The sequence below is a fragment of the Archangium sp. Cb G35 genome (assembly GCF_001896145.1).
Classification (GTDB): Bacteria; Myxococcota; Myxococcia; order Myxococcales; family Myxococcaceae; genus Archangium; species Archangium violaceum.
In genome coordinates this window covers 1-21,666 of the sequence record NZ_MPOI01000033.1, presented here as the reverse complement: position 1 = coordinate 21,666, position 21,666 = coordinate 1, and the positions used below count along the sequence as shown (strand labels likewise).

Annotated in this window: 23 protein-coding genes; 22 read left to right on the top strand and 1 reads right to left on the bottom strand. The window is 67.8% G+C overall.

Annotated elements, in window-relative coordinates; genetic code table 11:
- Window positions 1-187, bottom strand: a 187-nt coding sequence (locus BO221_RS56995) for a hypothetical protein (RefSeq protein ID WP_233166664.1), incomplete at its 3' end; no start/stop codon positions are given.
- On the opposite strand from BO221_RS56995, the gene BO221_RS52095 reads away from it, so the two are divergent.
- The 22 genes from BO221_RS52095 to BO221_RS51995 all read left to right on the top strand — a co-directional run.
- Complete coding sequence (locus BO221_RS52095) at window positions 116-478, top strand: LysR substrate-binding domain-containing protein (RefSeq protein WP_233166663.1); 363 nt, start codon at window positions 116-118, stop codon at window positions 476-478. The genes BO221_RS56995 and BO221_RS52095 overlap by 72 nt on opposite strands.
- A 65-nt stretch (window positions 479-543) precedes the next feature.
- Window positions 544-1,350, top strand: coding sequence for a hypothetical protein (locus tag BO221_RS54685; protein ID WP_143196196.1), 807 nt, complete (start codon window positions 544-546; stop codon window positions 1,348-1,350).
- 95 nt (window positions 1,351-1,445) lie between these two features.
- Window positions 1,446-2,234 carry a type VI immunity family protein gene (locus BO221_RS52085; protein ID WP_233166662.1) on the top strand — a complete coding sequence of 263 codons (789 nt, stop codon included), beginning with the start codon at window positions 1,446-1,448 and terminating at the stop codon, window positions 2,232-2,234.
- Between the two features lie 183 nt (window positions 2,235-2,417).
- A complete protein-coding gene (locus tag BO221_RS52080; protein ID WP_073568411.1) occupies window positions 2,418-2,882 on the top strand; it encodes a PaaI family thioesterase in 465 nt (154 codons plus the stop codon).
- A complete protein-coding gene (locus BO221_RS52075) occupies window positions 2,879-4,294 on the top strand; it encodes an MFS transporter (RefSeq protein WP_073568410.1) in 1,416 nt (471 codons plus the stop codon). The genes BO221_RS52080 and BO221_RS52075 overlap by 4 nt, the downstream gene beginning before the upstream one ends.
- A gap of 75 nt (window positions 4,295-4,369) precedes the next feature.
- Window positions 4,370-5,359 (top strand): ParB N-terminal domain-containing protein, encoded by a 990-nt coding sequence (locus BO221_RS52070; protein ID WP_073568409.1) that lies wholly within the window; start codon window positions 4,370-4,372, stop codon window positions 5,357-5,359.
- 22 nt (window positions 5,360-5,381) lie between these two features.
- Window positions 5,382-6,791: a sigma-54 dependent transcriptional regulator gene (locus tag BO221_RS52065; protein WP_073568408.1), complete on the top strand. Its 1,410-nt coding sequence runs from the start codon at window positions 5,382-5,384 to the stop codon at window positions 6,789-6,791.
- A 192-nt stretch (window positions 6,792-6,983) separates the two neighbouring features.
- Complete coding sequence (gspC, locus tag BO221_RS52060; RefSeq protein WP_083682803.1) at window positions 6,984-7,892, top strand: type II secretion system protein GspC; 909 nt, start codon at window positions 6,984-6,986, stop codon at window positions 7,890-7,892.
- Between the two features lie 22 nt (window positions 7,893-7,914).
- Entirely contained in the window at window positions 7,915-10,437 is a 2,523-nt protein-coding gene (gene gspD / locus BO221_RS52055) for a type II secretion system secretin GspD (protein ID WP_073568406.1), read from the top strand.
- Window positions 10,438-10,440: 3 nt separating this feature from the next.
- The gene (gene gspE, locus BO221_RS52050) at window positions 10,441-12,234 is read left to right on the top strand and encodes a type II secretion system ATPase GspE (protein ID WP_073568405.1); all 1,794 of its coding nucleotides are present in this window, start codon (window positions 10,441-10,443) and stop codon (window positions 12,232-12,234) included.
- Window positions 12,235-12,300: 66 nt separating this feature from the next.
- Window positions 12,301-13,557, top strand: a complete 1,257-nt coding sequence (gspF, locus tag BO221_RS52045) for a type II secretion system inner membrane protein GspF (RefSeq protein ID WP_073568404.1) — start codon at window positions 12,301-12,303, stop codon at window positions 13,555-13,557.
- 13 nt (window positions 13,558-13,570) lie between these two features.
- Window positions 13,571-13,741: a hypothetical protein gene (locus tag BO221_RS55765; protein ID WP_198956358.1), complete on the top strand. Its 171-nt coding sequence runs from the start codon at window positions 13,571-13,573 to the stop codon at window positions 13,739-13,741.
- A 34-nt stretch (window positions 13,742-13,775) separates the two neighbouring features.
- The gene (gspG, locus tag BO221_RS52040; protein WP_073568403.1) at window positions 13,776-14,192 is read left to right on the top strand and encodes a type II secretion system major pseudopilin GspG; all 417 of its coding nucleotides are present in this window, start codon (window positions 13,776-13,778) and stop codon (window positions 14,190-14,192) included.
- Window positions 14,193-14,220: 28 nt separating this feature from the next.
- Entirely contained in the window at window positions 14,221-14,703 is a 483-nt protein-coding gene (locus BO221_RS52035; RefSeq protein WP_073568402.1) for a type II secretion system protein GspG, read from the top strand.
- Window positions 14,700-15,428, top strand: a complete 729-nt coding sequence (locus BO221_RS52030) for a Tfp pilus assembly protein FimT/FimU (protein WP_073568401.1) — start codon at window positions 14,700-14,702, stop codon at window positions 15,426-15,428. Before BO221_RS52035 ends, BO221_RS52030 begins: the two co-directional genes overlap by 4 nt.
- Window positions 15,425-16,252: a prepilin-type N-terminal cleavage/methylation domain-containing protein gene (locus BO221_RS52025; protein ID WP_073568400.1), complete on the top strand. Its 828-nt coding sequence runs from the start codon at window positions 15,425-15,427 to the stop codon at window positions 16,250-16,252. Before BO221_RS52030 ends, BO221_RS52025 begins: the two co-directional genes overlap by 4 nt.
- Window positions 16,249-16,923 (top strand): type II secretion system protein GspJ, encoded by a 675-nt coding sequence (locus BO221_RS52020; RefSeq protein ID WP_073568399.1) that lies wholly within the window; start codon window positions 16,249-16,251, stop codon window positions 16,921-16,923. The genes BO221_RS52025 and BO221_RS52020 overlap by 4 nt, the downstream gene beginning before the upstream one ends.
- Before the next feature lies 1 nt (window position 16,924).
- The gene (locus tag BO221_RS52015; protein ID WP_073568398.1) at window positions 16,925-18,274 is read left to right on the top strand and encodes a general secretion pathway protein GspK; all 1,350 of its coding nucleotides are present in this window, start codon (window positions 16,925-16,927) and stop codon (window positions 18,272-18,274) included.
- A gap of 2 nt (window positions 18,275-18,276) precedes the next feature.
- On the top strand, window positions 18,277-19,872 hold the full coding sequence (locus tag BO221_RS52010) for a type II secretion system protein GspL (protein ID WP_073568397.1): 1,596 nt from the start codon (window positions 18,277-18,279) through the stop codon (window positions 19,870-19,872).
- A 3-nt stretch (window positions 19,873-19,875) separates the two neighbouring features.
- Entirely contained in the window at window positions 19,876-20,433 is a 558-nt protein-coding gene (gene gspM / locus BO221_RS52005; protein WP_073568396.1) for a type II secretion system protein GspM, read from the top strand.
- A 2-nt stretch (window positions 20,434-20,435) separates the two neighbouring features.
- Complete coding sequence (gene gspN / locus BO221_RS52000) at window positions 20,436-21,422, top strand: type II secretion system protein GspN (protein ID WP_073568395.1); 987 nt, start codon at window positions 20,436-20,438, stop codon at window positions 21,420-21,422.
- Between the two features lie 59 nt (window positions 21,423-21,481).
- Window positions 21,482-21,666: helix-turn-helix domain-containing protein (locus BO221_RS51995; protein ID WP_158080070.1), on the top strand; the 185-nt coding region annotated here is incomplete at its 3' end.

The window sequence follows — 21,666 nt, the reverse complement described above, 5'->3', positions numbered from 1 at the left end:
CCGCTTCCTCCCTGCTCGCCCCCTGTTGCTGGCGCGCTCGCATGTACGCCACCGCTTCCTGTCTCTGCTCCTGCGTGTAGCGCGTACGCGGGCCCACTTCGCCCCGCTCGAGTACCTGCCGCCGGAACTTCTCCGCCTGCTCCTTCATTTCCATCGCTTCCTCCTCCTTCACGGGGGCGACGGACATGCTCACGCCTCTGCTCTCGCGTCACGACGGGCTCGGGCGAGGATTTACAACAATGGCGAGACCCTGAAGCACTTGCTCCTGAACGGGGTTGGCATCGGCCGCCTGGCGCTGTGGCATGTGGCCGCGGAGTTCAAGGCCGGCCGCCTCGTCCCCCTGCTGGAGAAGTACAACCCGGGCGACCTGGAGCAGATCCACGCCGTCCATGTCGGAGGCGGGCAGGTCCCGCACCGCGTGCGTGCCTTCATCCGCCACATGGTGGACACGATGAAGGCCTCGCCGCTGCCGGGCTAGAACAGGCGAGGCGCTGTTGATGGAACAGGTCTGGAGCCCCGCAGCATGAACCCCTGGAGGACGTCATGTCGTTTCCACTGATAGCGCGGGTGAAGCCAGCCGTGCTCACGATCAGTCTGCTGGTGTCAACCCTCGGCTCGGCAGGTCCTGCCCTCGATTCGGCAACGAGCGCCTGTCGGCAGAACCCGAACTATTGTGCTCGTGTGGCTGGAGAGGAGGCGGTGGTCCCCACCATCCAGGGTGCTGCTGAGACTGCCTCCGTAGGGGCCGCGCTGCGGGTGCTGAACTCCAAGACGCAGGCCGACATCGAGACGTCCTTGGAGAAGTGCGTCGATTGGGCAAATGACCAAATCAATCGCCGCCGATTCGGCGGCAACAGTCCCTCACGCAAACAATGCCAGGAGGAGGTATCAGGAACGGACCCGTGTGGAAGAAGAATGACCCGGGCCATGCAATTGGGCACGGAGAAGCATGCGCTGGCCCTCCAGTGCGCGGAGGAGAAACTGGGCGAGTTGATTCCAGGGCGATTCAGCCGGGAGCCGCGATACCGCTACGACCCGCAGACCGGGCAGAAACAGTTGGTCAGCCGCGAGGAGGTACGAACCCTCCTGCAGCAGGGGTGCGGCGACGAACTCGAGGGTACGATCGTGCCCGACATCGTCATCCACTCGGGCAATCCGCTCGAGGTTCTGGCCGTCTACGACTTCAAATTCCCTTGCCCCGACACAAACAAGCCCTCCTGGAGGGAGTACGAGAAAGGACCCTTCGCGGGCTCGACCCAGGGAAAGATGTACTTGGAGATCTTGAAGGTAGGGCCCAATCTGATCGCACCGATACGAGGAATCATCCGGTGGCTCGAATCCCAGAAATAAGGCTCCACACGAAGCAGGGTGTGAGCGTGGTCCGTGAGGGTGTGAGCATTTGTTTCTACATGCGTCGCTCCCACAAGGAGGTTGCCCAGGCGGTGATGCGCTCACTGGAGACGTATTCGCGCACAGTGGGACAAAAAGCACTCGGCTGGTACGTGGACCCGGAGGGGGACTGGCAGGAACTCGATGATGCGGGCTGGGACCACATCCGTCTCAAGTTGCTGGAGCGAAGCAGCCCCATCCTCAGACTGCGGGACACTCCGAGTGGCGTCAGCCAGTATGCCTTCGATTATTACGGCAAGTCGCTCGACTCACCTTTGTTCGTGAACAACCCGGGTGCGGTGTGCGCGGTCTCCTTCTGCCTTCCTCCCGAATATCTGGAGACACATGGGCCCGCCCACGTATGTGAGTTGGCTCTGGAACTGGCCGCGCCGCTGCCCTTCAACTCCGGCCACGCCAGCTTTGCATTCAATTCCTTGATGCAACTCCCGGGGGGCTCAGCGGAACTCCGTCAGTGGTGCTTCCGCTACCCTGGGATGAACATCCAGACCCTGGAAGATACCGCCTGGGACATCGGCACGAGGGTGCAGGGAGCATACTGGCTGACCTTCCTAGGTCAGCCGGTGCTTGGCGAGCTTGGGGGGGCATCGGTTCTGCGTGCCCGTCTGTCCTCTCCGGATATTTCCGTGCGGGAACTGGAAGGCGGGCGAGCTGTCGTCACTCTTGGGGAATGGCCCGAGGCGGGCGATACCGAGGAAGGTCGCGAACTGCCGTTGCACCGCGAGTTGGCACGCATCCTGGAGCCATGGCTCCATCAGCGGCAGAACCCTTGGAATGGCTTCACCCAGGAGGACATGGGTCGATGGGAGCGCCGCTTCCTCGACTGAGCGCGGCCTTGCGAGCAGGGCCTCGGCCCTGCCGCACCCGCCCAATAGCCGCCATCCTCCCCTCCTCGTCGATTCCCTGGAACTGCATCCCGATTCATATTATGACCATAATACGAAGACGGGACGGCCCGGGCACACGTCGTGGGCCATGCCCCGTCGCGGGCATCAGAACGAGGAAAAGTCATGAACGGCCGAGTCGCTGCTCCCAAGACCACGCGGCACCTCCAGGATCTCGAGCGGATCATGCGAGGAGAGGCACCACCCCCTCCGATCGCGAAGCTGCTGGGGCTCATGCTCACCAGCGCCGAGACAGGCCGTGTCGTCGTCGAGCTCGACGCCTCGGCGCGCCATGCCAATCCCATGGGAACGCTCCACGGGGGCGTGATCTGCGACCTGGCCGATCTCGCCATGGGCGCGGCGATGGCCACGACGCTCGAGGACGAGGAGAGCTTCACCACGCTCGATCTCACGACCAAGTTCCTCAAGCCCATCTGGAACGCGCGCCTCCGGGCCACCGGGCGCGTGGTCAAACGGACGCGGGCGCTCGGGCTGATCGAGTGTGACGTCGAGGACGAGAAGAACAGCCTCGTGGCCAAGGTGTTCAGCTCGTGCATGGTCCTCCGTGGAGACGAGGCGCGCGGGCGATGACGGCTGCCTTGTCCGCGGTGGAGGTCCACGCCTCACCCCAGGTCCGGCCGGGTGCGGTGCTCGCGGTGGTCTCGTCGGCCGCGTTCCTGGCCAGCCTCGATCTCTTCATCGTCAACGTGGCGTTCGAGCACCTGGGCCGGAGCTTCCAGGGAGTCTCGCTCGCGGACCTGAGCTGGGTGCTCAACGGGTACGCCATCGCCTACGCGGCGCTGCTCATTCCGCTCGGGCGCCTGGCCGACCGGTTCGGGAGGAAGGCCGGGTTCCTGCTGGGGCTCGGACTGTTCACGGCCGCGAGCGCGGCCTGCGCGGCGAGCCCGGGCCTGTGGAGCCTGGTCTTCTCGCGGATCCTTCAAGCGGCGGGCGCGGCGCTGCTGACGCCCACGAGCCTCGGGCTCCTGCTCAACGCCACGCCCCCTGAAGGACGGACGCGGGCGGTGCGAATCTGGGCAGCGGTCGGTTCCCTGGCCGCCGCGGCCGGACCCGTCGCGGGAGGGCTGCTCGTCGAGCTCTCGTGGCAATGGGTGTTCCTCGTGAACCTGCCCGTGGGAATCGTCGCGATCGTCGCCGCCGCCCGCATCGTCCCGGACTCGCGGGATGCCACGCCCGGTCCCCTGCCCGATCTGCTCGGCGCGGGGCTGCTCGGTATCGCGGTGGGGGCGCTCTCGCTCGCGCTCGACAAGGTGCAGGAGTGGGGCTGGAGCGATGGGCGGACGGGGGTGTCGCTGTTGGTGTCCGCCGTGGCGGGAGGTCTGTTCTGGTGGCGCTCGAGCGGCCATCCCGCGCCCGTCGTCGAGCCCGCGCTGCTCCGGGTGCGGACTTTCGCCTGGGCCAACCTCGGCGTGTTCATGTTCAGCGTGGCGTTCGCCGCCAGCCTGCTGACCGGCATCCTGTGGATGCAGCAGGTGTGGCACTACTCGGCCTTGCGCACGGGCCTGGCGGTCTCTCCCGGTCCGCTGATGGTTCCGGTGTTCGCCAGCGTCGCCCAACGTTTCTCGCGCCGGGTCGGAGCGGGATGGCTCGCGGCCGCGGGATGCGTGTTCTGCGCGGCGGGTGCGCTCTATTCCTGGATGGGGGTGGGTGCCGAACCGGACTACGTGACCGGGCTGCTGCCAGGCTGGCTGCTGACAGGCGTGGGCGTGGGGCTCGCGATTCCCACGCTGCTGGCCTCCGCCACGGTCGGGCTCCCTCCGGCGCGGACCGCCACGGGCAGCGCGATCGTCAACATGAGCCGCCAGGTCGGCATGGCGCTCGGCGTCAGCCTGCTGGTGGCGCTGGTGGGCGGGTCCACTGGCGGAGACCTTCGCGCGGCGTTCGGACATGTGTGGATGGCCGCGGCCCTGGTGTCGCTGTGCGCGGCGCCGTTGTGCATGGGGGTGAACACGTCCCGGGTCACGGCCCCTGCGAGCACATGACTTCCTGAGTGGTTTCCCCTGCCCCGCGCCATGACGATCGCCTAGGTTCCCCCTTCCGCGACAAGGGGGAGCACCATGGCAGCGAAGTCACCGCGCAAGAAGGCAGCCACCAGCACCACGACGCGCCGGCCCCGCCGCAAGAAGGCCGAGCCCGCCTCCAAGGGCCTCAGCGCCGCCGAGGTGGCGAGCGAGGCCGCCACGCCTCCCGTCGAGCTGGTGCAGGGCATCCAGGAGGACGGCGGCCAGGTGCTGAGCGTCTACCGCGACCCGCTCGGCGCGCACACGGTGGTGTTCGCCGTCCTGCCCATCGACAAGGTCGAGCCCACGCCCTACCAGCGCGACCTGTCCGAGCCCCACGTGAAGCGGCTGGCCGGCGCCATGGAGCGCCTGGACCGCTTCCTGGACCCCATCATCGCCATCCGCAAGGAGGGCAGGTACTGGACGCCCAACGGCAACCACCGGCTCCACGCCTCGAAGCTGCTGGGGGGCAAGTCCATCATGGCGCTGGTGCTGCCCGAGGAGGACGTGGCCTATCAGATCCTCGCCCTCAACACGGAGAAGGCGCACAACCTGAAGGAGCGCTCGCTCGAGGTCATCCGCATGCACCGGGGCCTCACCGGGGCGCGGGCCGGGCGCGAGTCCGAGTTCGCCCACCTCTTCGAGGAGCCCGCCTTCCTCACCCTGGGCGCCGCCTACGAGAAGCGGCCGCGCTTCTCCGGAGGCGCCTACAACCCCTTCATCAAGCGCGCCGAGTCCTTCCTGGAGCTGCCCCTGGCCGAGGCCCTCCAGGTGCGCGAGGCCCGCGCCGGCAAGCTGCTGGAGCTGGACGACGCCGTGGCCACCGTGGTGGACGGCCTCAAGGCCCGGGGCATGCAGAACCCCTACCTCAAGAACTTCGTCGTGGCCCGCATCAACTTCCTGCGATTCAAGAAAGAGGGACCCGTCGAGTTCGACCCCACCGTGGCCCGGATGATCTCCAGCGCCCGGAAGTTCAACCTGGACAAGGTGAACCGCGAGGACATCGGCCGGATGAGTGGACCCCTCCTGGCCGAGGACTCGGAATAAGGATTGCAAGGCAGCCAGCGCCATGACGACACCGCCCACCACCGTCCTGGTCGTCGATGACGACCGGGCCAACCTCGACTCGGTCTCGCGCATCTTCCAGCGCGAGGGCCTGGAGACCCTCTCCGCCAGCAACGGCACCGAGGCCTTGGAGCTGCTGCGCCGCCCCGAGGTGAGCGTCATGGTGACGGATCTGATGATGCCCGGCATGGACGGCCAGGAGCTGCTCAAGGCCTCGCGCACCATCCGCCCGGACGTGGAGGTGGTGCTCATGACGGCCTACGGCACGGTGGAAACCGCCGTGGCCGCAATGAAGGACGGCGCCTACGACTTCATCACCAAGCCCCTCAAGCGCCACTCGCTGGTGAAGTCCGTCCAGAAGGCCCTGGAGCGCCACGAGCTGGCCGCGGAGAACCGCGTCCTCAAGGCGAAGCTCGCGGAGATGGGCAGCACCGGCGGGCGCTCCATGGTCGGCCAGTCCCCCGCCTTCCGGGCGATGATGGACACCCTCCGCCAGGCCGCGCCCTCCACCGCCACCGTGCTGCTGCTCGGAGAGTCCGGCACCGGCAAGGAGCTGGCCGCCCGCGCCCTGCACGAGCAGTCCAACCGGGCCAGGGGCCCCTTCGTCGCCATCAACTGCGGCGCCCTCCCCGAGAGCATCCTCGAGGCGGAGCTCTTCGGCGTGGAGCGCGGCGCCTTCACCGGCGCGGTGGCCCGCCGCGAGGGCCGCTTCGAGCGCGCCAGCGGCGGCACCCTCTTCCTGGACGAGGTGGGTGAAATGCCCCTGTCCGCCCAGGTGAAGCTCCTGCGCGTCCTCCAGGAGGGTGAGCTCGAGCGCCTCGGTGGCACCCAGACGGTCAAGGTGGACGTCCGCATCGTCGCCGCCACCAACAAGGATCTGCAGCGCGAGGTGGCCGAGGGCCGCTTCCGCGAGGACCTCTATTACCGCCTCAACGTGGTGGAGGTGCGCATCCCCGCCCTCGCCTCGCGCCGCGAGGACATCCCCCTGCTGGCCGACGCCTTCCTGCGCCGCTTCGCCTCCAAGAATGGCAAGGTGTTGCGCGGCTTCTCCCCCGACGCCCTCAGCACCCTGGAGAACTACGCCTGGCCGGGCAACGTGCGCGAGCTGGAGCACGCCGTGGAGCGCGCCGTGGTGCTCGCCAGATCGGACGTGCTGGAGGTGGGCGACCTGCCCGAAACGGTGCGCAAGGGCCCCCTCGGCTCGGCCGGACAACTCGTCATCCCCATCGGCACCCCCATGGAGGAAGTCGAGCGCCGGGTGATCCACGAGACCCTCCGGCACACCAAGGGGGACAAGACGCTGGCCGCCCGCCTGCTGGGCATCGCCGCTCGTACCATCTACCGCAAGCTGGAGCGCGAGGCCTCCGAGACGCCCGGCAGCGGAGAGGGCCCCGGCTCGCCCCCCGCCGAGTGACAGCCCGTCAGGCTCTTTGCTCGGCCGCTGACATTTTGTCCCAAGCTGCCACGACGGCCGCTTCTGCCACCAGCGGCCCGGCTTATTCCGGAATGAATTCAAGCACTTGGCTGTAAGGCTCGGGTTGCCCGCCCCCCCTCGCGGGTGGCACCCCGCTTGCTCAATCCCGAGTAGGCCCTCTCTGGACGCGTGATGGAACTCTTCTTCCGCAAGTACTTCTGGACCGTGAACCTGGTCTTCATCCTGCTCGTCGCCTTCCTGGCGGCACGCACGGTGAACCTGTTCGTCGAGTCCGCCATGACTCCCCTGCCCTCGGGCGAGGTGTCCGCACGGCAGAAGGCGAAGCCCGCGGTGACGTTGGCCTCGCTGGATCTCAAGCGCCTGTCGGACCTCACCGGCATCGCCATTCCCGAGCCCGAGCCCATGGTGGCCGAGCCCTCCGCCCAGACCGACGTGGACCCCAGCGCCGCCCCCGTGAAGAGCGGGCTGCGCGTGAAGCTGCTGGGCACCCTGGTGGCCAGCGACAAGATGTGGTCCGTGTCCTCGGTGCAGGACATGAACAACCAGCGCTCCACCACGTACATGGTGGGTGACCGCATCCAGGGCGCCGAGGTCATCGACATCGAGCGCGAGCGCGTCATCATCATCAACGCCGGCCGCAAGGAGTACATCGACAACCAGCCGGGTGATGGCGCGGCCGTGGCCAACTACACCCCGCCGGTGCCCGCTGGGCCCCCCGTGCAGGCGCCTCCCAATGGCAGCGGCATCCGCGCCATGAGCGAGAACGACTACGAGGTGCCTCGCGCGGAGATTGATCGCACGCTGGCCAACCTCAACGACGTGGCCATGCAGGCGCGCATCGTGCCGGCCTTCAAGGACGGCCAGGCCCAGGGCTTCAAGCTCTTCTCCATCCGTCCCGACTCCATCTACTCGAAGATCGGCGTCCAGAACGGTGACGTCATCAAGCGCATCAACGGCTTCGAGCTCAACAGCCCGGAGAAGGCCCTCGAGGTCTACACCAAGCTGAAGGAAGCCTCGCGGATCGAGATCGAGCTGGAGCGCAACGGTTCGAGCGTCCGCAAGAACTACACCATCCGCTAACCCCGCATTACCCCGCCCCTCCATGAAGACGCTTCCGTCCTGGTTGCTCCTGCTGTGCCTGGCGATCGCCGCGCCCGCCCTGGCGCAGCGCCGCCCCGGTCCACCTCCGCCCGCGGGCACTCCCGCCGAGCGGGAGATCTCCCCGCAGACGTCCCCTGAAGGCGGGAGCACGGGCGTGCGTCAGACGCCCACGTGCGAGGAGGTCCGCCGCCGCGCCCGCTACGGCATCTACTTCGACAAGGTGGACATCGAGAAGCTGGTGCAGACCGTGTCGGACGCGACCTGCCGCACCTTCATCCTCCCGGAGAACGTGCGCGGGAAGATCTCCATCATCGGCCCGGAGAACGGGCGCGTGGAGGTGGACGCGGATCAGTTCTACGCCGCCTTCCTCTCGGCGCTCGACGCCAACGGCCTGGCCATCTCCCCGCACGGGCGCTTCCTGAAGATCGTCGACAAGCGCGCCGCCAAGCAGGGCACCATCCCCACGGTGGTGGATCCGGACGCGACGTACACCACCAACGAGCAGATGATCACCAAGCTGTTCCGCATCAAGAACGTGGAGGTGGAGCCTCTGCGCGGGGTGCTGCAACAGCTGGTGTCCAAGGACGGCGACACCATCCCGTACCCGCCGGACATCGTCATCATCAACGACGTGGGCGCCAACGTGCACCGGCTCGAGCGCATCATCGATCAGCTGGACACGCGCGCGGCCAGTGACGAGGTGCGCATCATCCAGGTGCAGTACGCCACCGCCGCGGACGTGGCCGCCACGGTGCAGAAACTCTTCGAGCCGAAGGGCGGCGGCGCGGGCCGTCCCGGCACCAACCGCGCCGGCCCGCCGGCGGTCATGCCCCAGGGAGGCCCCGACGCCGTCCCCATGCCCGGGCCCGATGGCAGCAGCGGCTCCGGCCCGGTGACCTTCTCGCAGATCATCCCCGACGAGCGCACCAACAAGCTCATCGTCGTGGCCAGCCCCGCCGCCTTCGAGCGCATCCAGGGCATGGTGCGCGAGCTGGACATCCCCACCGCCGGCACCGAGCGCATCAACGTCTACCCGCTGGAGAACGCCAACGCGGAGGAGATCGCCAGCACGCTGCAGTCGCTGGCGCAGGGCACCTCCAGCCGGCCGCGCACGCCCACCCCCGCGATGCCTCCGGGCGTGCCCCGTCCCGGTGGCGCCCCGGGCGGCGGCTCCGCCGAGCTGTTCGCCGGTGAGGTGAAGATCTCCGCCGACAAGGGCACCAACTCGCTCGTCATCATCGCCAGCCAGAGCGACTACCGCAGCCTGGTGCGCGTCATCCGCGAGTTGGACAAGGCGCGGCGGCAGGTGTTCGTCGAGGCCGTCATCATGGAGGTCAACCTGGACCGCAACAACGAGTTCGGGCTGAGCCTGCACAGCGGCTACCAGCTGGGCACCCCGCTGGGGACGGGCTCGGGCATCATCGGCACCAAGTACACCACGCAGGGCCTGCCCCCCTCCTTCTCGCTCGCCAACCTGGCCAGCTTCGGCGGCTTCCTCGCCGGCCTGCAGGGCCCCGTCATCCCCGAGCTGAAGAACCTGGGCATCGACATCCCCGCCTTCGGCGTGGTGCTGCACGCCTTCCAGCAGAGCTCGGACGTCAACGTGCTCTCCACCCCGCACATCCTCACCAGCGACAACGAGGAGGCGGAGATCACCGTGGGCCAGAACGTGCCCTTCCAGTCCGGCTTCTCGCCCTCCTCGCTGGGCACCGGCCTGGGCACCACGGGCGGCGCCACCGGCGGCCTCACCCCGTCGCTGCTCGGCAGCCTGGGCGGACTGGGCAGCCTCTACGCCCCCATCACCCGCCAGAACGTGGAGCTCAAGCTCACCGTCAAGCCGCAGATCAACGAGAGCGACTTCATCCGCATGACCATCTCCGAGCAGACGGAGGAGATCGCCTCGACGGATCCCGTGCTCGGTCCCACCACCTCCAAGCGCAGCGCCAAGACGACGGTGGTGGCCAAGGATCAGGAGACGGTGGTCATCGGCGGCATCATGCAGGAGCGCACGCTCGAGTCCGTGGCCAAGGTGCCCATCCTGGGTGACGTGCCCCTGCTGGGCCACCTCTTCCGGCAGACGAACACGCGCAAGACGAAGACGAACCTGCTGCTCTTCCTCACGCCCCACATCATCCGGGACCAGTCGGACTTCCGGCGTATCTTCGAGCGCAAGATGGCCGAGCGGCAGCAGTTCGTGGAGCAGTTCTACGGCCAGGTGGCCGGCTACGACGTGCCGGTGGACTTCAGCCGCAAGAGCGGGCCCCTGAGCCGCATGCGCCGGGTGCTGGCCACCGAGGAGCAGAAGGCGGAGAACGGCGGCCCCGGCCAGCCCGGTGAGCGCATCCTGCGGCCGAGCAGCCCGGCGGATGGCCCCTCGCAGCCTTCTTCCCGCGACGGGGAAGTCTCGCCGTCCGGGGGGGGTTCTCTGACTCCGGCGGCGGAGCCGGTTCCCGTGCAGCCGCCGCCCGCGCCCGAAGATCAGGAGCGCCTGCGCATCCAGCCGGACACCGGGAACGAGAGATAGAACATGAGCCTGCTCGCTGACGCCCCACTCGCCAAGCCCGCCGACGCCGCCACCCAGGTCGTCTCCAACGGCCCCGCCTTCCTGTGCGGCCGGCCCCTGGGGGAGATCCTCCGCCACACCAGTGGCCTCACGGAGGACAAGCTTCAGGAGGCGCTCCAGCTCCAGGCCGAGAAGGGCGGCCGGCTGGGGGAAGTCCTGGTGGGCATGAAGGCCCTCGGCGAGGAGGACGTGGCCAAGGCGCTCGGCCTCCAGCTCGATCTGCCCTACCTGGCGCGCATCTTCCTGGAGGAGGTGGACGCCGAGCTGATCAAGCGGATGCCCATCAACTTCGCCAAGCAGGCGCGCATCCTCCCCCTGTCCGTGGACGGGGATGCGGTGGCCCTGGCGGTGGCGGATCCGCTGGACACCACCGTGTTGGACCATGCGCGCATGCTGCTGGGCCGGGACATCCACCCGCGCATCGCGCTCACCTCCACCATCGTGGACGCCATCAACAGCGTCTACGACCGCGCCACCAACGAGGCCGAGCAGCTCGTGGACGAGCTCCATGCGACGGATCTGGACTCGCTCGCCCAGGAGATCGAGGAGGTCAAGGACCTGCTCAACGACGAGGGTGACGAGGCGCCCATCATCCGCCTCATCAACTCCGTGCTCTTCCGCGCCGCCAAGGAGCGCGCCAGCGATATCCACATCGAGCCCATGGAGCGCGAGCTCCTGGTGCGCTTCCGCATCGACGGCGTGCTGCAGGAGATCATCAAGCCGCCCAAGCGCTACCAGAACGCCATCATCGGCCGTGTGAAGGTGATGGGGCAGCTCAACATCGCGGAGAAGCGCCTGCCGCAGGACGGCCGCATCCGCATCAAGCTGGCCGGACGCGACATCGACATCCGTCTGTCCACCATCCCTACCACCTACGGCGAGCGTATCGTCATGCGCTTGCTGGACAAGAACACCACGTTGCTGGATCTGACCGAGCTGGGCATGGCGTCCCAGATGCTCGAGCAGATGGAGCACGTCATCCGCCGCCCGCACGGCATCGTCCTGGTGACGGGCCCCACCGGTAGCGGCAAGACGACCACGCTCTACGGCGCCCTCTCGCGCATCAACACCCCGGACCTCAACATCCTCACCGTCGAGGACCCGGTCGAGTACCAGCTCAAGGGCATCGGCCAGATGGCCATCAGCCCGAAGATCGGCCTCACCTTCGCCCAGGGCCTGCGCTCCTTCCTGCGTCAGGACCCGGACGTCATCATGGTGGGCGAAATCCGCGACAAGGAGACGGCGGAAATCGCCATCCAGGCCTCGCTCACGGGCCACCTGGTGTTCTCCACGGTGCACACCAACGACGCGGCCAGCGCCATCACCCGTCTGGTGGACATGGGCGTGGAGCCCTTCCTCGTGGCCTCCTCGCTCACCGGGGTGCTCGCCCAGCGTCTGGTGCGCCGCGTGTGCCCGGACTGCCGCGTGCAGTACTCGCCCACCGACGAGGAGCTCAAGGAGCTCACCCTCACCCGGGCGCTGCTCAAGGAGCGCTACGGGGTGGAGAAGATCTACAAGGCCGCCGGCTGCCCCTCGTGCAACCAGAACGGCTACCGCGGCCGTACCGGTATCTACGAGCTGCTGCTGGTGGACGACACCGTGCGCCAGCTGGCCCTGAAGAACGTGGACGCCTCCACCATCAAGAAGGCCGCCGTGGGCCACGGCATGCGCACCCTGCTGGATGACGGCGCTCGCAAGATTGCCCTGGGCGAGACCACCATCGCCGAAGTGCTCAGCATCACGCAGGAAGACCTCTAAAGCACTCGCGCCCCACCTCTTCCGGAAGGGAGAGGCTCGGGGCGCGGTTTTACTCCGCGACCCACCATGCCAGTCTTCGAGTACAAGGCCCTTGATCAGGCCGGAAAACCCATCCGTGGAATGCTGGAGGCGGACTCGCCCAAAACCCTGCGCTCGCAGCTGCGCAAGGACGGCAAGTTCCTCACGGAGGTCCTCGGCCAGGCCGAGGGCGGCCGTGCCGCCGTGCGCAAGGGCGCCAACGCGGCCCAGGCGGACCGCGAGGTCAACTTCGGCAAGATGGCCCGCGGCCGCATCACCACGGACGACATCGCCATCACCACGCGCCAGCTGGCCACCCTGCTGGGCGCCGGCGTGACGCTGGTCGAGTCGCTCTCCGCCCTGGTGGACCAGGTGGAGAAGGAGCGGCTGAAGATCATCCTCTCGGACGTGAAGGGCCGGGTGAACGAGGGCGCCTCCCTGGCGGACGCGCTCGCCGTGCACCAGAAGGTCTTCGGCTCGCTCTACGTGAACATGATTCGCGCCGGCGAGCACTCGGGCGCGCTCGATGCCGTGCTGCTGCGTCTGGCCGACTTCACCGAGAGCCAGTCCAAGCTTCAGCAGAAGATCATCGGCACGATGACCTACCCCGCCATCATGATGCTGGTGGGCGCCGGCATCCTCACCATGCTGATGGTGGTGGTCATCCCGAAGGTCACGAAGATCTTCACCACGATGAAGGCCACCCTGCCCATCACCACCCGCATGCTCATCTGGGGCAGCAACTTCCTGCGGGACTGGTGGTTCATCATCTTCCCGCTCATCGCGGTCATCATCTTCTCGGCCACCTCCTACTTCCGCAGCCCCAAGGGTAGACCGGTGTGGGATCGCTTCGCCCTGAAGGCGCCCATCTTCGGCAGCCTGCTGCGCCTGCTGGCCATCTCGCGTTTCGCCCGCACGCTGGCCACGCTCCTCAAGAGTGGCGTGCCCCTGCTGACGGCCATGGACATCACCCGGGCCGTCATCACCAACTCCATCCTGGCGGACGTGGTGGAGAAGGCCCGCGACGCCATCCGCGAGGGAGAGAGCATCGCCACGCCCATCAAGCGCTCCGGCGAGTTCCCTCCGCTCGTGTACCACATGATCGCCATCGGAGAGCGCTCCGGACAGCTGGAGGACATGCTCCTGTCGGTGGCGGACAGCTACGAGAACCAGGTGAACGTGCGCATCGGCGCCCTCACCTCCATGCTCGAGCCGCTGCTCACCGTGTTCATGGGCGTGATCATTGCATTCGTGGCCTTCTCGGTCCTGATGCCGATTCTGCAGGTGAACTCGGCCATCCGGTAACGGAGGCTTCGCGATGAACAACACGCTCGACCGGTGGATCCAGCGCGTCACCCTCGTGGCGCTGCTCGCCCTGACGGCGGCGCTGCTCACCGTGGGGGTGGCCCTGTACGCCTCCGACTCCAAGGCCCGCACGGCCGGCGGCAGCTCCCAGCCGCACGACATTTTGACAGGGACAACCCGATAACGGCCCGGTGGCTTGCCGAAAAGTCACGAGAGGAATGACCATGAGCGACAAGAAGACGAATCAGCAGCGCCGCCGCCGCGGCATGACCCTCATCGAGATCATGGTGGTGATCACCATCCTCGGTCTCATCATGGCCGCCGTGGGCGTGGCGGTGATTCCCAAGCTGGACGAGGCCAAGCAGGACACGGCCCGGCTGGACATCGCCAACATCCACAACGCCCTGAAGCTCTACTACACGAAGAAGGGCAAGTACCCCGACACGGGCACCGGCCTGAAGGCGCTGGTGGACACGCAGAACCTGGAGAAGGTTCCCACGGATCCCTGGGGCAACGAGTACGTGTACATGAACGAGGGCGGCAAGCCCGTCCTCATGTCCTACGGCGCCGACGGCACGCAGGGCGGCGAGGGTCCCGACGCGGACATCTCCTCGCGCGACACGGCCAAGAAGTAGCCGACCCTCCAGGCAACGAGACGACACCATGACCCTCGAGCACGCATCCACGCAGCAGCAAGCAGAAGAGACGGCGCGTCCGTCCCGCGTGGGGCGGCTCCTGGTCGCCGTCGTCATCGTCCTGGCCACGGCGGGGGCCTTCGGCATCGCCAGCCTCACCTTCGACAAGACGCTCAGCCCCCTGCAGCGCCAGGCGCGGGCGGAGATCCGCGGGCTGGAGGGCTACTTCAAGTCCTACCACCGCATCACCGGGCGCTTCCCCTCGCAGCCGGAGAACTTCTATCCGCTCCTGCAGGTGGGCCTCCTCAAGGAGGTCCCCAACGATCCCTGGGGGCGTCCGTACCAGTACCGGATGTCGGATTTGGGCAAGGGCTACATCGTGTCCTACGGCTCGGACGGGGTGCCTGGCGGCACCGGCGACGCCTCGGACCTCATCAGCGGAGGCGTGCTGAACAACGCCATCGTCGGGACGCCTCAGCAGCAGGAGGCGGCGAAGGGGGGAGAGCAATGAACGGACAGGGAAGCATCGCGCGGCGCAGGGCCCGGGAGCGCGGATTGACCCTCATCGAGGTGTCCATCGCGATCGGCATCGCCGCGGTGTTGTTCGCCGCCGTCACCATCTCCATCGGATCCATCACCGGCGCCAAGGCCAAGGCGTCCGCCGCCGAGCTGGCCGGCGTCATCCGCTCCCTCTACGACACCGCCGCGCTCAGCGGGAAGACGTGCCGGCTCACCTTCGATCTGGCCGACCCCAAGGACGAGGAAGGCATCACCCGCTACCGCGCCGAGTGCGCCGCGGGCAACGTCACCACCTCGCGCGACCGCGACGACATGCTGAAAGAGGAGAGCCGCGCCCGCGAGGACGCGAAGCGCGGCCAGACGCGGAGCGATCCGCGCCGCAACTTCACCCGGGGCAGCGACGACCTGCCCGGCCTGGACGAGATCCTCGCCCAGGAGGAGAGCCGCGTGGAGAACGCCGCGCGCTTCTCCGAGTACACCGCCGAGGAGGTCCGGCCCCGCGAGCTGCCCGCCGGTGTCTCCCTCTCCGTGTGGACGCGCCACCAGCGCGAGCCCGCCGAGAAGGGCGCGGCCTACCTCTACTTCTTCCCCCAGGGCTTCACCGAGAAGGCCCAGGTCTACGTGCGCCAGGGTGACAACGTCTGGACGCTCGTCGTGTCGCCGCTGACGGGTAAGGTGGAGATCGTCGGCGAGGCGCTGGAGGTGCCCAAGTCATGAGACGCTCCCGTGGCTTCACCCTGTTGGAGACGGTGGTGGCGCTCGCCATCCTGGCGCTGGCGCTGATGGCCATCTTCGACATCAACTCCGGCGCGGTCTCCAACCACGCCTACGCCAAGAAGCTCACCGTGGCCACGCTCCTGGCCCGCTCGAAGATGACGGACCTGGAGCAGAAGCTCTACGACGAGGGCTTCTCCAACGACGACGACGAGGAGACCGGCGACTTCTCCCAGGAGGGTTGGGACAACTACAAGTGGCGGGCGAAGATCATCGCCCCGCAGACGGACGGCGTCTCCCCCGAGCAGCTCATCGGCGCCATCTTCAACCTGCCCATCGGCGAGGGCGGAGACATGGGCGGCCTGGCCGCCATGTTCGGTGGCGGCGGCGCGGCCGGAGGCAAGGACGGCCAGAGCGGCCCCTCGCAGACCACCAGCAACCCCATGGCGGGCGCGGCGATGGGCATGGCCCAGCCCATGTTCACGCAGATGGTGCAGCAGATCACCCAGACGGTCCGCGAGGTGCACCTCACCGTCTACTGGAAGGAAGGCACCCAGGTGGAGAGCCTGGACCTCGTCACCCACGTGGTGTCGCTGGGGCCCGGCTCGGACCGCAACGGTGGCTTCAGCCCCACTAACGGCACGCAGCCCTCGGAGACCGCCAACCAGTGGGTGGACCCCGCCAGCGGCATGATCGTCCAGGGCGTGCCCGGCCCCAGCGGGATGGTGAACCCACAGACGGGGCAGCCCCTGATGCGGCGCTCGGACTGGCTGCAGCAGCGCAATGGCGCCAACCCGCTCGGCAGCATCCGGGGAGGCGTGCGATGAAGCGCTCCATGCGCCGTGGCTTCACGCTGATGGAGATCATGATCGCCGTGGCCATCACCGCCCTGATGGGCGCCATGGTGGGCATGGCCTTCCAGACGGGCTTCCACGCCAAGGAAGTGGTGGAGGGCGAGGCCGATCACTACCGCATGCTGCGCGCGGCCATGAACCGCATGGCGCGGGAGATCGGCTCCGCGTACGTGAGCGACCGCTACGACGCGCAGCGCTACCGCGACCAGAACGACCGGCCCACCAACTTCATCGGCGAGGAGGATCAACTGACGATCACCACCTTCGCCCACCAGCGCCTGTACACGGACGCCAAGGAGTCCGATCAGGCGATCGTGGAGTACTCCGTCCAGACGTCCTCGGAGCGAGGGGCCAACGGCCGCATGGACCTGATGCGCCGGGTGAATCCGAATGTTGAAGGCCGGATGGAGCGGGGCGGAACCACGGATGTGCTCTTCGAGGGAGTGAAGAAGCTGGAGTTCGCCTACTGGGACTCCGAGCGGAAGGAGTGGGAGGACGAGTGGGACACGCGCCGCACGGAGCTGAAGTCCAAGATGCCCACGCGTGTTCGTATCACCCTGGTGGCGCTCGACGAGAATGGCAAGGAGACGCGCTACACCACCCAGACCCGTGTGATGCTCAACACGGAGCTACCCAGGTACTGAGATGACGAGCCCCAACCACACAGAGGCCCGGCCGGCAGGCGCCCGCCGCGATGCCCGGGGAAACCGCCGCCAGCGCGGCGTGGCGCTCATCATCGCCGTGGTGGCCATCACGATCCTCACCGTCGTGGCCACGGAGTTCGCCTACAACACCCGCGTGGACCTTCAGCTGGCGGCCAACCAGCGCGACGAGGTGCAGGCCATGTACATGGCCCGCTCCGGCGTGGCGCTCTCCCGCCTGCTGCTGCGCTTCCAGAAGCAGGTGGACCAGACGCCCATCCCCAACATCGGCGGGCTGCTCTCCCAGATCACGGGCGGCGGTGGCGGGGCCGCGGGCGGACAGCAGCCGGCCTCCTCGCTCAACATCCAGCTGTGGAAGCTGGCTCGCGTGGACTGCCACATGCTCAAGGGCCTGACCACCGGGGGCGGCCTCCTGGACGAGGAGGAGGACGAGGCCCCCGCACTGCCCCCGCTCTCCGAGGAGGATGACGCGGCGTCAGGTGAGCTGTCCCTGGGTCCCTCCCGGCGCTCCTTCGGCGGCTTCTCGGGCTGCTTCCTCGCCACCATCCAGGACGAGGAGGAGAAGCTCAACCTGCACCGCCTCAACGCGGGCACGGGTGACGCACTCCCCACCGCGATGCGGTTGATGGACCTGCTGAGCGACAAGCGCTTCGAGTTCCTGTTCTCGAAGGAGGACGCCAACGGCGTGCGCGTGCTGCCGCAGGACGTCATCATCGCCATCAAGGACTGGGTGGACGAGGACAAGACGCAGTCCGCCTTCGACCCCAACAACGCCGTCAGCCCCTTCGCCGCCGGTTTCTCGGATGAAAACGGGCCCTACAGCCGTTTCGATCCCCGCTACGAGTCGAAGAACGCGCGCTTCGACAGCATGGACGAGCTGTACCGGGTGCATGGGGTGAACGACCGCTTCATGGCCGCCTTCCGGGATCGCCTCACGGTGTACCCGGACGTCAACTCCAAGCCCAACGTCAACACGGATGACCCCATGATGATGTACATGGCCATCCTGTCGGCGGCGGACCCCGCTCGGCCGGACCCCCGGTTGAGGGATCCGGTCTTCGTCCAGGAGCTCATCTCCCGCATCCGCGCGGCGCGGGCCTTCAGCTTCTTCGGCATGGGTGTGGCGGACTTCGTGACCGCCATCGAGGGCGCGGGAATCGCCGTCAATCCCCAGCTCAAGGCCAACGTGGCCGGCAACCGCCTGCTGGGCGACAAGAGCAACACTTTCAGCATCAAGTCCGTGGGAGAGGCGGGGTCGGTTCAGAAGACGATTACCGCCGTGGTCCGGCTCGACGACGGGCTCGGCAAGCTCCTGTACTGGAGAGAGGAATAACGATGGCCCGGATTCTAGGTCTGGACCTGGGCAGCCACTCGGTGAAGGGGCTGCTCCTCGAGGCGAATGCTCGCAACCCGGCCGTGAGGGCCTGGGCCGAGGTGCGCCGTGGTGAAGGCGAGCGGCAGGAGACGCTGCGCACCGCCCTGCGCGAGCTGCTGGCGCGCCCGGAATTCCACCATCCGGATCAGGTGGTGGTGGCGCTGCCCGGCCCCTCGCTGGTCACCCACCAGCTCGCCCTGCCCTTCACCGACCCGAAGCGGATCGAAGCCACCATCCCCTTCGAGGTGGAGAGCCAGATTCCCTTCGACCTGAACGAGACCGTCTTCGACTACCAGGTCGCCTCGCAGGTGAAGGACAAGGGCAGCGAGCTGCTGGTGGGCGTGGTGCGCCGCGAGGAGCTGGCCACGCTGCTGCAGGTGCTGAACGAGCTGGGCGTGGACCCGCGCGTGGTGACGCACCCGGGCATCACCTACCAGAACCTGCTGCTGCAGCAGCCGGCCCTGTTCGCGGGCACGGACGCGGAGGCGGTGGCCATCGTGGACCTCGGCCACGAGCGCACGACGCTGGCCATCGGCCGGCCCGGCGGCGGCGTGGAGTTCGCGCGCACCTTCGCCGGTGGCGGGCAGAACCTCAGCCGCGCGCTGGCCACCGAGTTCCAGACGCCGCAGCCGGAAGCGCACCACTGGAAGGAGCAGCACGGAGCGCTGGCGAGCGCGGCCACGGCCCAGGGGCCGGACGGTGAGCGGGCGGCGTCGGCCTTCGTGCGCGGCCTGCAGCCGGTGCTGCGCGAGCTGCGCCCGTCCTTCAAGGCCTTCACCGCGCGCACCCGCCGGCAGGTGGGCGCCGTGCTGCTGTGCGGCGGCACCGCGCGCATGCCGGGCCTCGCCGAGCAGCTGAGCAAGGATCTGGGCATGCCCGTGCGCGTGCTGGCGCTGCCCTCGGAGGCGACGGCCACGGTGCCCGCCTCGGAGCAGCCGACGGCGATGCAGGCGTACTCGCTCGCGCTGCGCGGCCAGGCCTCGGGCCCCAAGGCGCCGCGCTTCAACCTGCGCCGCGGCGAGTTCGCCTTCAAGGGTGACTACGACTACGTGAAGGACAAGCTGGGACTGCTGGCCTCCTTCGCCGCCACCCTGCTGCTGCTGCTCATCGCCAGCGGCGTGGTGCGCAACTCGGTGCTCGCCCGCCGCGAGGCCCAGGTGGACGCCGTGCTGTGCGACGTCACCCAGCGCATCCTCGGCTCGTGCGAGAAGAACTACGACATCGCGCTCAACCGCCTCAAGGGCGTGGAGAGCCCGGCCGCCGCGCTGCCGAAGATGTCCGCTGTCAACCTGCTGGCGGAGATGTCCCAGCGGGTGCCGGCGGACGTGCCCGTGACGTTCGACCGCATCGACATCGACTTCGAGCGCATCAGCGTGCGCGGCATCACGGACGGCTCCAAGCAGATCGACACCATCTCCTCCGCACTCAAGGGGCACCGCTGCTTCAAGGAAGTGAAGGAGGGCAAGATGGAGAAGACCAAGGATGGCAACAAGGTCTCCTTCCGCCTGGACATCCAGGTGGAGTGCCCCGAGCAGACCCAAGGTGGGGAGGGCTAGGACATGGAAAAGCTTCGAGGACTCCTCAACGACGCCAAGGCCTGGTTCGAGCGGCTGACCAGCCGGGAGCGCCAGATGGTGATGGGCACCGGAGGCGCGGTGCTGGCCTTCGTCCTGTTCGTCATCATCTTCTCCTTCTCCAGCAGCGCGGACGCCTACCGCAAGCGCACGGACCAGAAGATGGCCAAGCTGCGCGAGGTGCAGGCGCTGGCGGCCAGCTACCGCGAGGCCACCCAGGAGCGTCAGAGCGTGGAGCAGCAGCTCACCGGCAGCAACGTGCGGCTGATGACGTACATCGAGGAGAAGGCCACCCAGGCGGGACTCACCGTGCCCAACATGACGCCCAAGAACGACGTGGGCATCGGGGACGGGCAGATCGTCGAGAGCTCGGTGGAGCTGACGTTCACCGACGTGGACCTGCGCAAGCTGCATGACTTCCTGTCCTCGGTGGAGCGCGGGCCCGGCGTGGTGAAGGTGAAGAGCCTGCGCCTCGAGCCGCGCGATGCCTCGGAAACCCTGACGGCGTGGACGACCGTCGCCACCTACAAGATGAAGCAATGACCATGGCTGCTGAGACCAAGATCGCCCGCTGGAAGCTCGCCCTTGGCTACGGTGCGTTCTCGCTCGTGGCCTTCCTCGTGTGCCTGTTCCTCACGTTCCCGTACGACATGCTGCGCAAGCGCGCCGTGGACGCGGCGGCGGACGCGGGGTACGCGCTGCGCATCGGCTCGCTGCGGCCGGGACTGCGCGGGCTGACGGCCACCAACGTGCGCATCAGCAAGGTGCCCAACGGGATGACGCCCGAGCTGCACGGAATGCTCGCCAGCAACACCTCCATGCTCCCGGGCCCCGAGGAGCTGGGCGAGCCGATCATCGTGGACTCCGTGGCGGTGCGGCCCGCGCTGCTGCCTCCAGGTGTGGCGTTCCACGCCAACCTGCTCGGCGGCAGCCTCAGCGGCAACGTGGGCGCGCTGGGCGACGTGAAGGTCGCGGTGAAGCTGTCCGACCTGGACACCTCCGGGGGCAACCTCAAGGGCTTCAGCGGCGTGGACCTGACGGGCAAGCTGAACGGCTCGCTCGACCTCACCCTGCCCAAGACGCGCGGCCAGCCGGACCTGAGCCAGGCCAACGGCCAGCTCTCGCTGGACACCAAGGGACTGCTCATCCAGGGCGGCAACGTGATGGTGCCCATGTACGGCACCCCCACCCCCATGGACCTGCCGAAGATCGCGCTGGGTGACATCGACGCGCGCATCAAGATCGAGAAGGGCCTGGGCACCGTGGAGGCCCTGCAGGCCCGGAGCGAGGACCTGGAGATCCTCGGCTCGGGCACGGTGAAGTTCGGCCAGCGGCTGGACGTGAGCCAGCCGGACATGGACTTCAAGCTGAAGGCCGAGCCGGAGTTCGTGAAGCGGCTGGGCATCATGGGCGCGGGCCTGACCATCCTGCCCCCGGACAAGACCGATCCGAAGTACCGCGTGGCGCACCTGGGCGGCTTCTTCAACCGTCCCAACTTCGGCCCCGCGCGCCAGCAGTCGCCGATGCGCTAAGCCCCTGGACATAGATATTGTCCACCCCCGGGATGAGACCGCGAGGGGTAGACGAGAAGATGCGCGCTCAGCTGCGAAAGCTGAGCCGCGCACCTGATGCAGGCTGGTGGGTGCGTGAGCGGGTCGACATGGTGCTGCTGGCCGCCAAGGGCTGGAGCGCGCCGCTCATCGCCCAGCACCTGGGATGTAGCGACAAGACCGTGCGGCGTGTGCTGCGCGCTTTTGAGGCCAAAGGGGTAGAGGC

Coding starts and splice junctions, on each gene's coding strand:
- BO221_RS52080 (WP_073568411.1), top strand. CDS start 2,418: ATGAACGGCCGAGTCGCTGCTCCCAAGACCACGCGGCACCTCCAGGAT.
- BO221_RS55765 (WP_198956358.1), top strand. CDS start 13,571: ATGAACAACACGCTCGACCGGTGGATCCAGCGCGTCACCCTCGTGGCG.
- gspG (WP_073568403.1), top strand. CDS start 13,776: ATGACCATGAGCGACAAGAAGACGAATCAGCAGCGCCGCCGCCGCGGC.
- BO221_RS52030 (WP_073568401.1), top strand. CDS start 14,700: ATGAACGGACAGGGAAGCATCGCGCGGCGCAGGGCCCGGGAGCGCGGA.
- BO221_RS52085 (WP_233166662.1), top strand. CDS start 1,446: ATGCGCTCACTGGAGACGTATTCGCGCACAGTGGGACAAAAAGCACTC.
- BO221_RS52070 (WP_073568409.1), top strand. CDS start 4,370: ATGGCAGCGAAGTCACCGCGCAAGAAGGCAGCCACCAGCACCACGACG.
- gspE (WP_073568405.1), top strand. CDS start 10,441: ATGAGCCTGCTCGCTGACGCCCCACTCGCCAAGCCCGCCGACGCCGCC.
- BO221_RS52020 (WP_073568399.1), top strand. CDS start 16,249: ATGAAGCGCTCCATGCGCCGTGGCTTCACGCTGATGGAGATCATGATC.
- gspN (WP_073568395.1), top strand. CDS start 20,436: ATGGCTGCTGAGACCAAGATCGCCCGCTGGAAGCTCGCCCTTGGCTAC.
- gspM (WP_073568396.1), top strand. CDS start 19,876: ATGGAAAAGCTTCGAGGACTCCTCAACGACGCCAAGGCCTGGTTCGAG.
- BO221_RS52010 (WP_073568397.1), top strand. CDS start 18,277: ATGGCCCGGATTCTAGGTCTGGACCTGGGCAGCCACTCGGTGAAGGGG.
- BO221_RS52065 (WP_073568408.1), top strand. CDS start 5,382: ATGACGACACCGCCCACCACCGTCCTGGTCGTCGATGACGACCGGGCC.
- BO221_RS52015 (WP_073568398.1), top strand. CDS start 16,925: ATGACGAGCCCCAACCACACAGAGGCCCGGCCGGCAGGCGCCCGCCGC.
- gspD (WP_073568406.1), top strand. CDS start 7,915: ATGAAGACGCTTCCGTCCTGGTTGCTCCTGCTGTGCCTGGCGATCGCC.
- BO221_RS52025 (WP_073568400.1), top strand. CDS start 15,425: ATGAGACGCTCCCGTGGCTTCACCCTGTTGGAGACGGTGGTGGCGCTC.
- BO221_RS54685 (WP_143196196.1), top strand. CDS start 544: ATGTCGTTTCCACTGATAGCGCGGGTGAAGCCAGCCGTGCTCACGATC.
- BO221_RS52035 (WP_073568402.1), top strand. CDS start 14,221: ATGACCCTCGAGCACGCATCCACGCAGCAGCAAGCAGAAGAGACGGCG.
- BO221_RS52075 (WP_073568410.1), top strand. CDS start 2,879: ATGACGGCTGCCTTGTCCGCGGTGGAGGTCCACGCCTCACCCCAGGTC.
- gspC (WP_083682803.1), top strand. CDS start 6,984: ATGGAACTCTTCTTCCGCAAGTACTTCTGGACCGTGAACCTGGTCTTC.
- gspF (WP_073568404.1), top strand. CDS start 12,301: ATGCCAGTCTTCGAGTACAAGGCCCTTGATCAGGCCGGAAAACCCATC.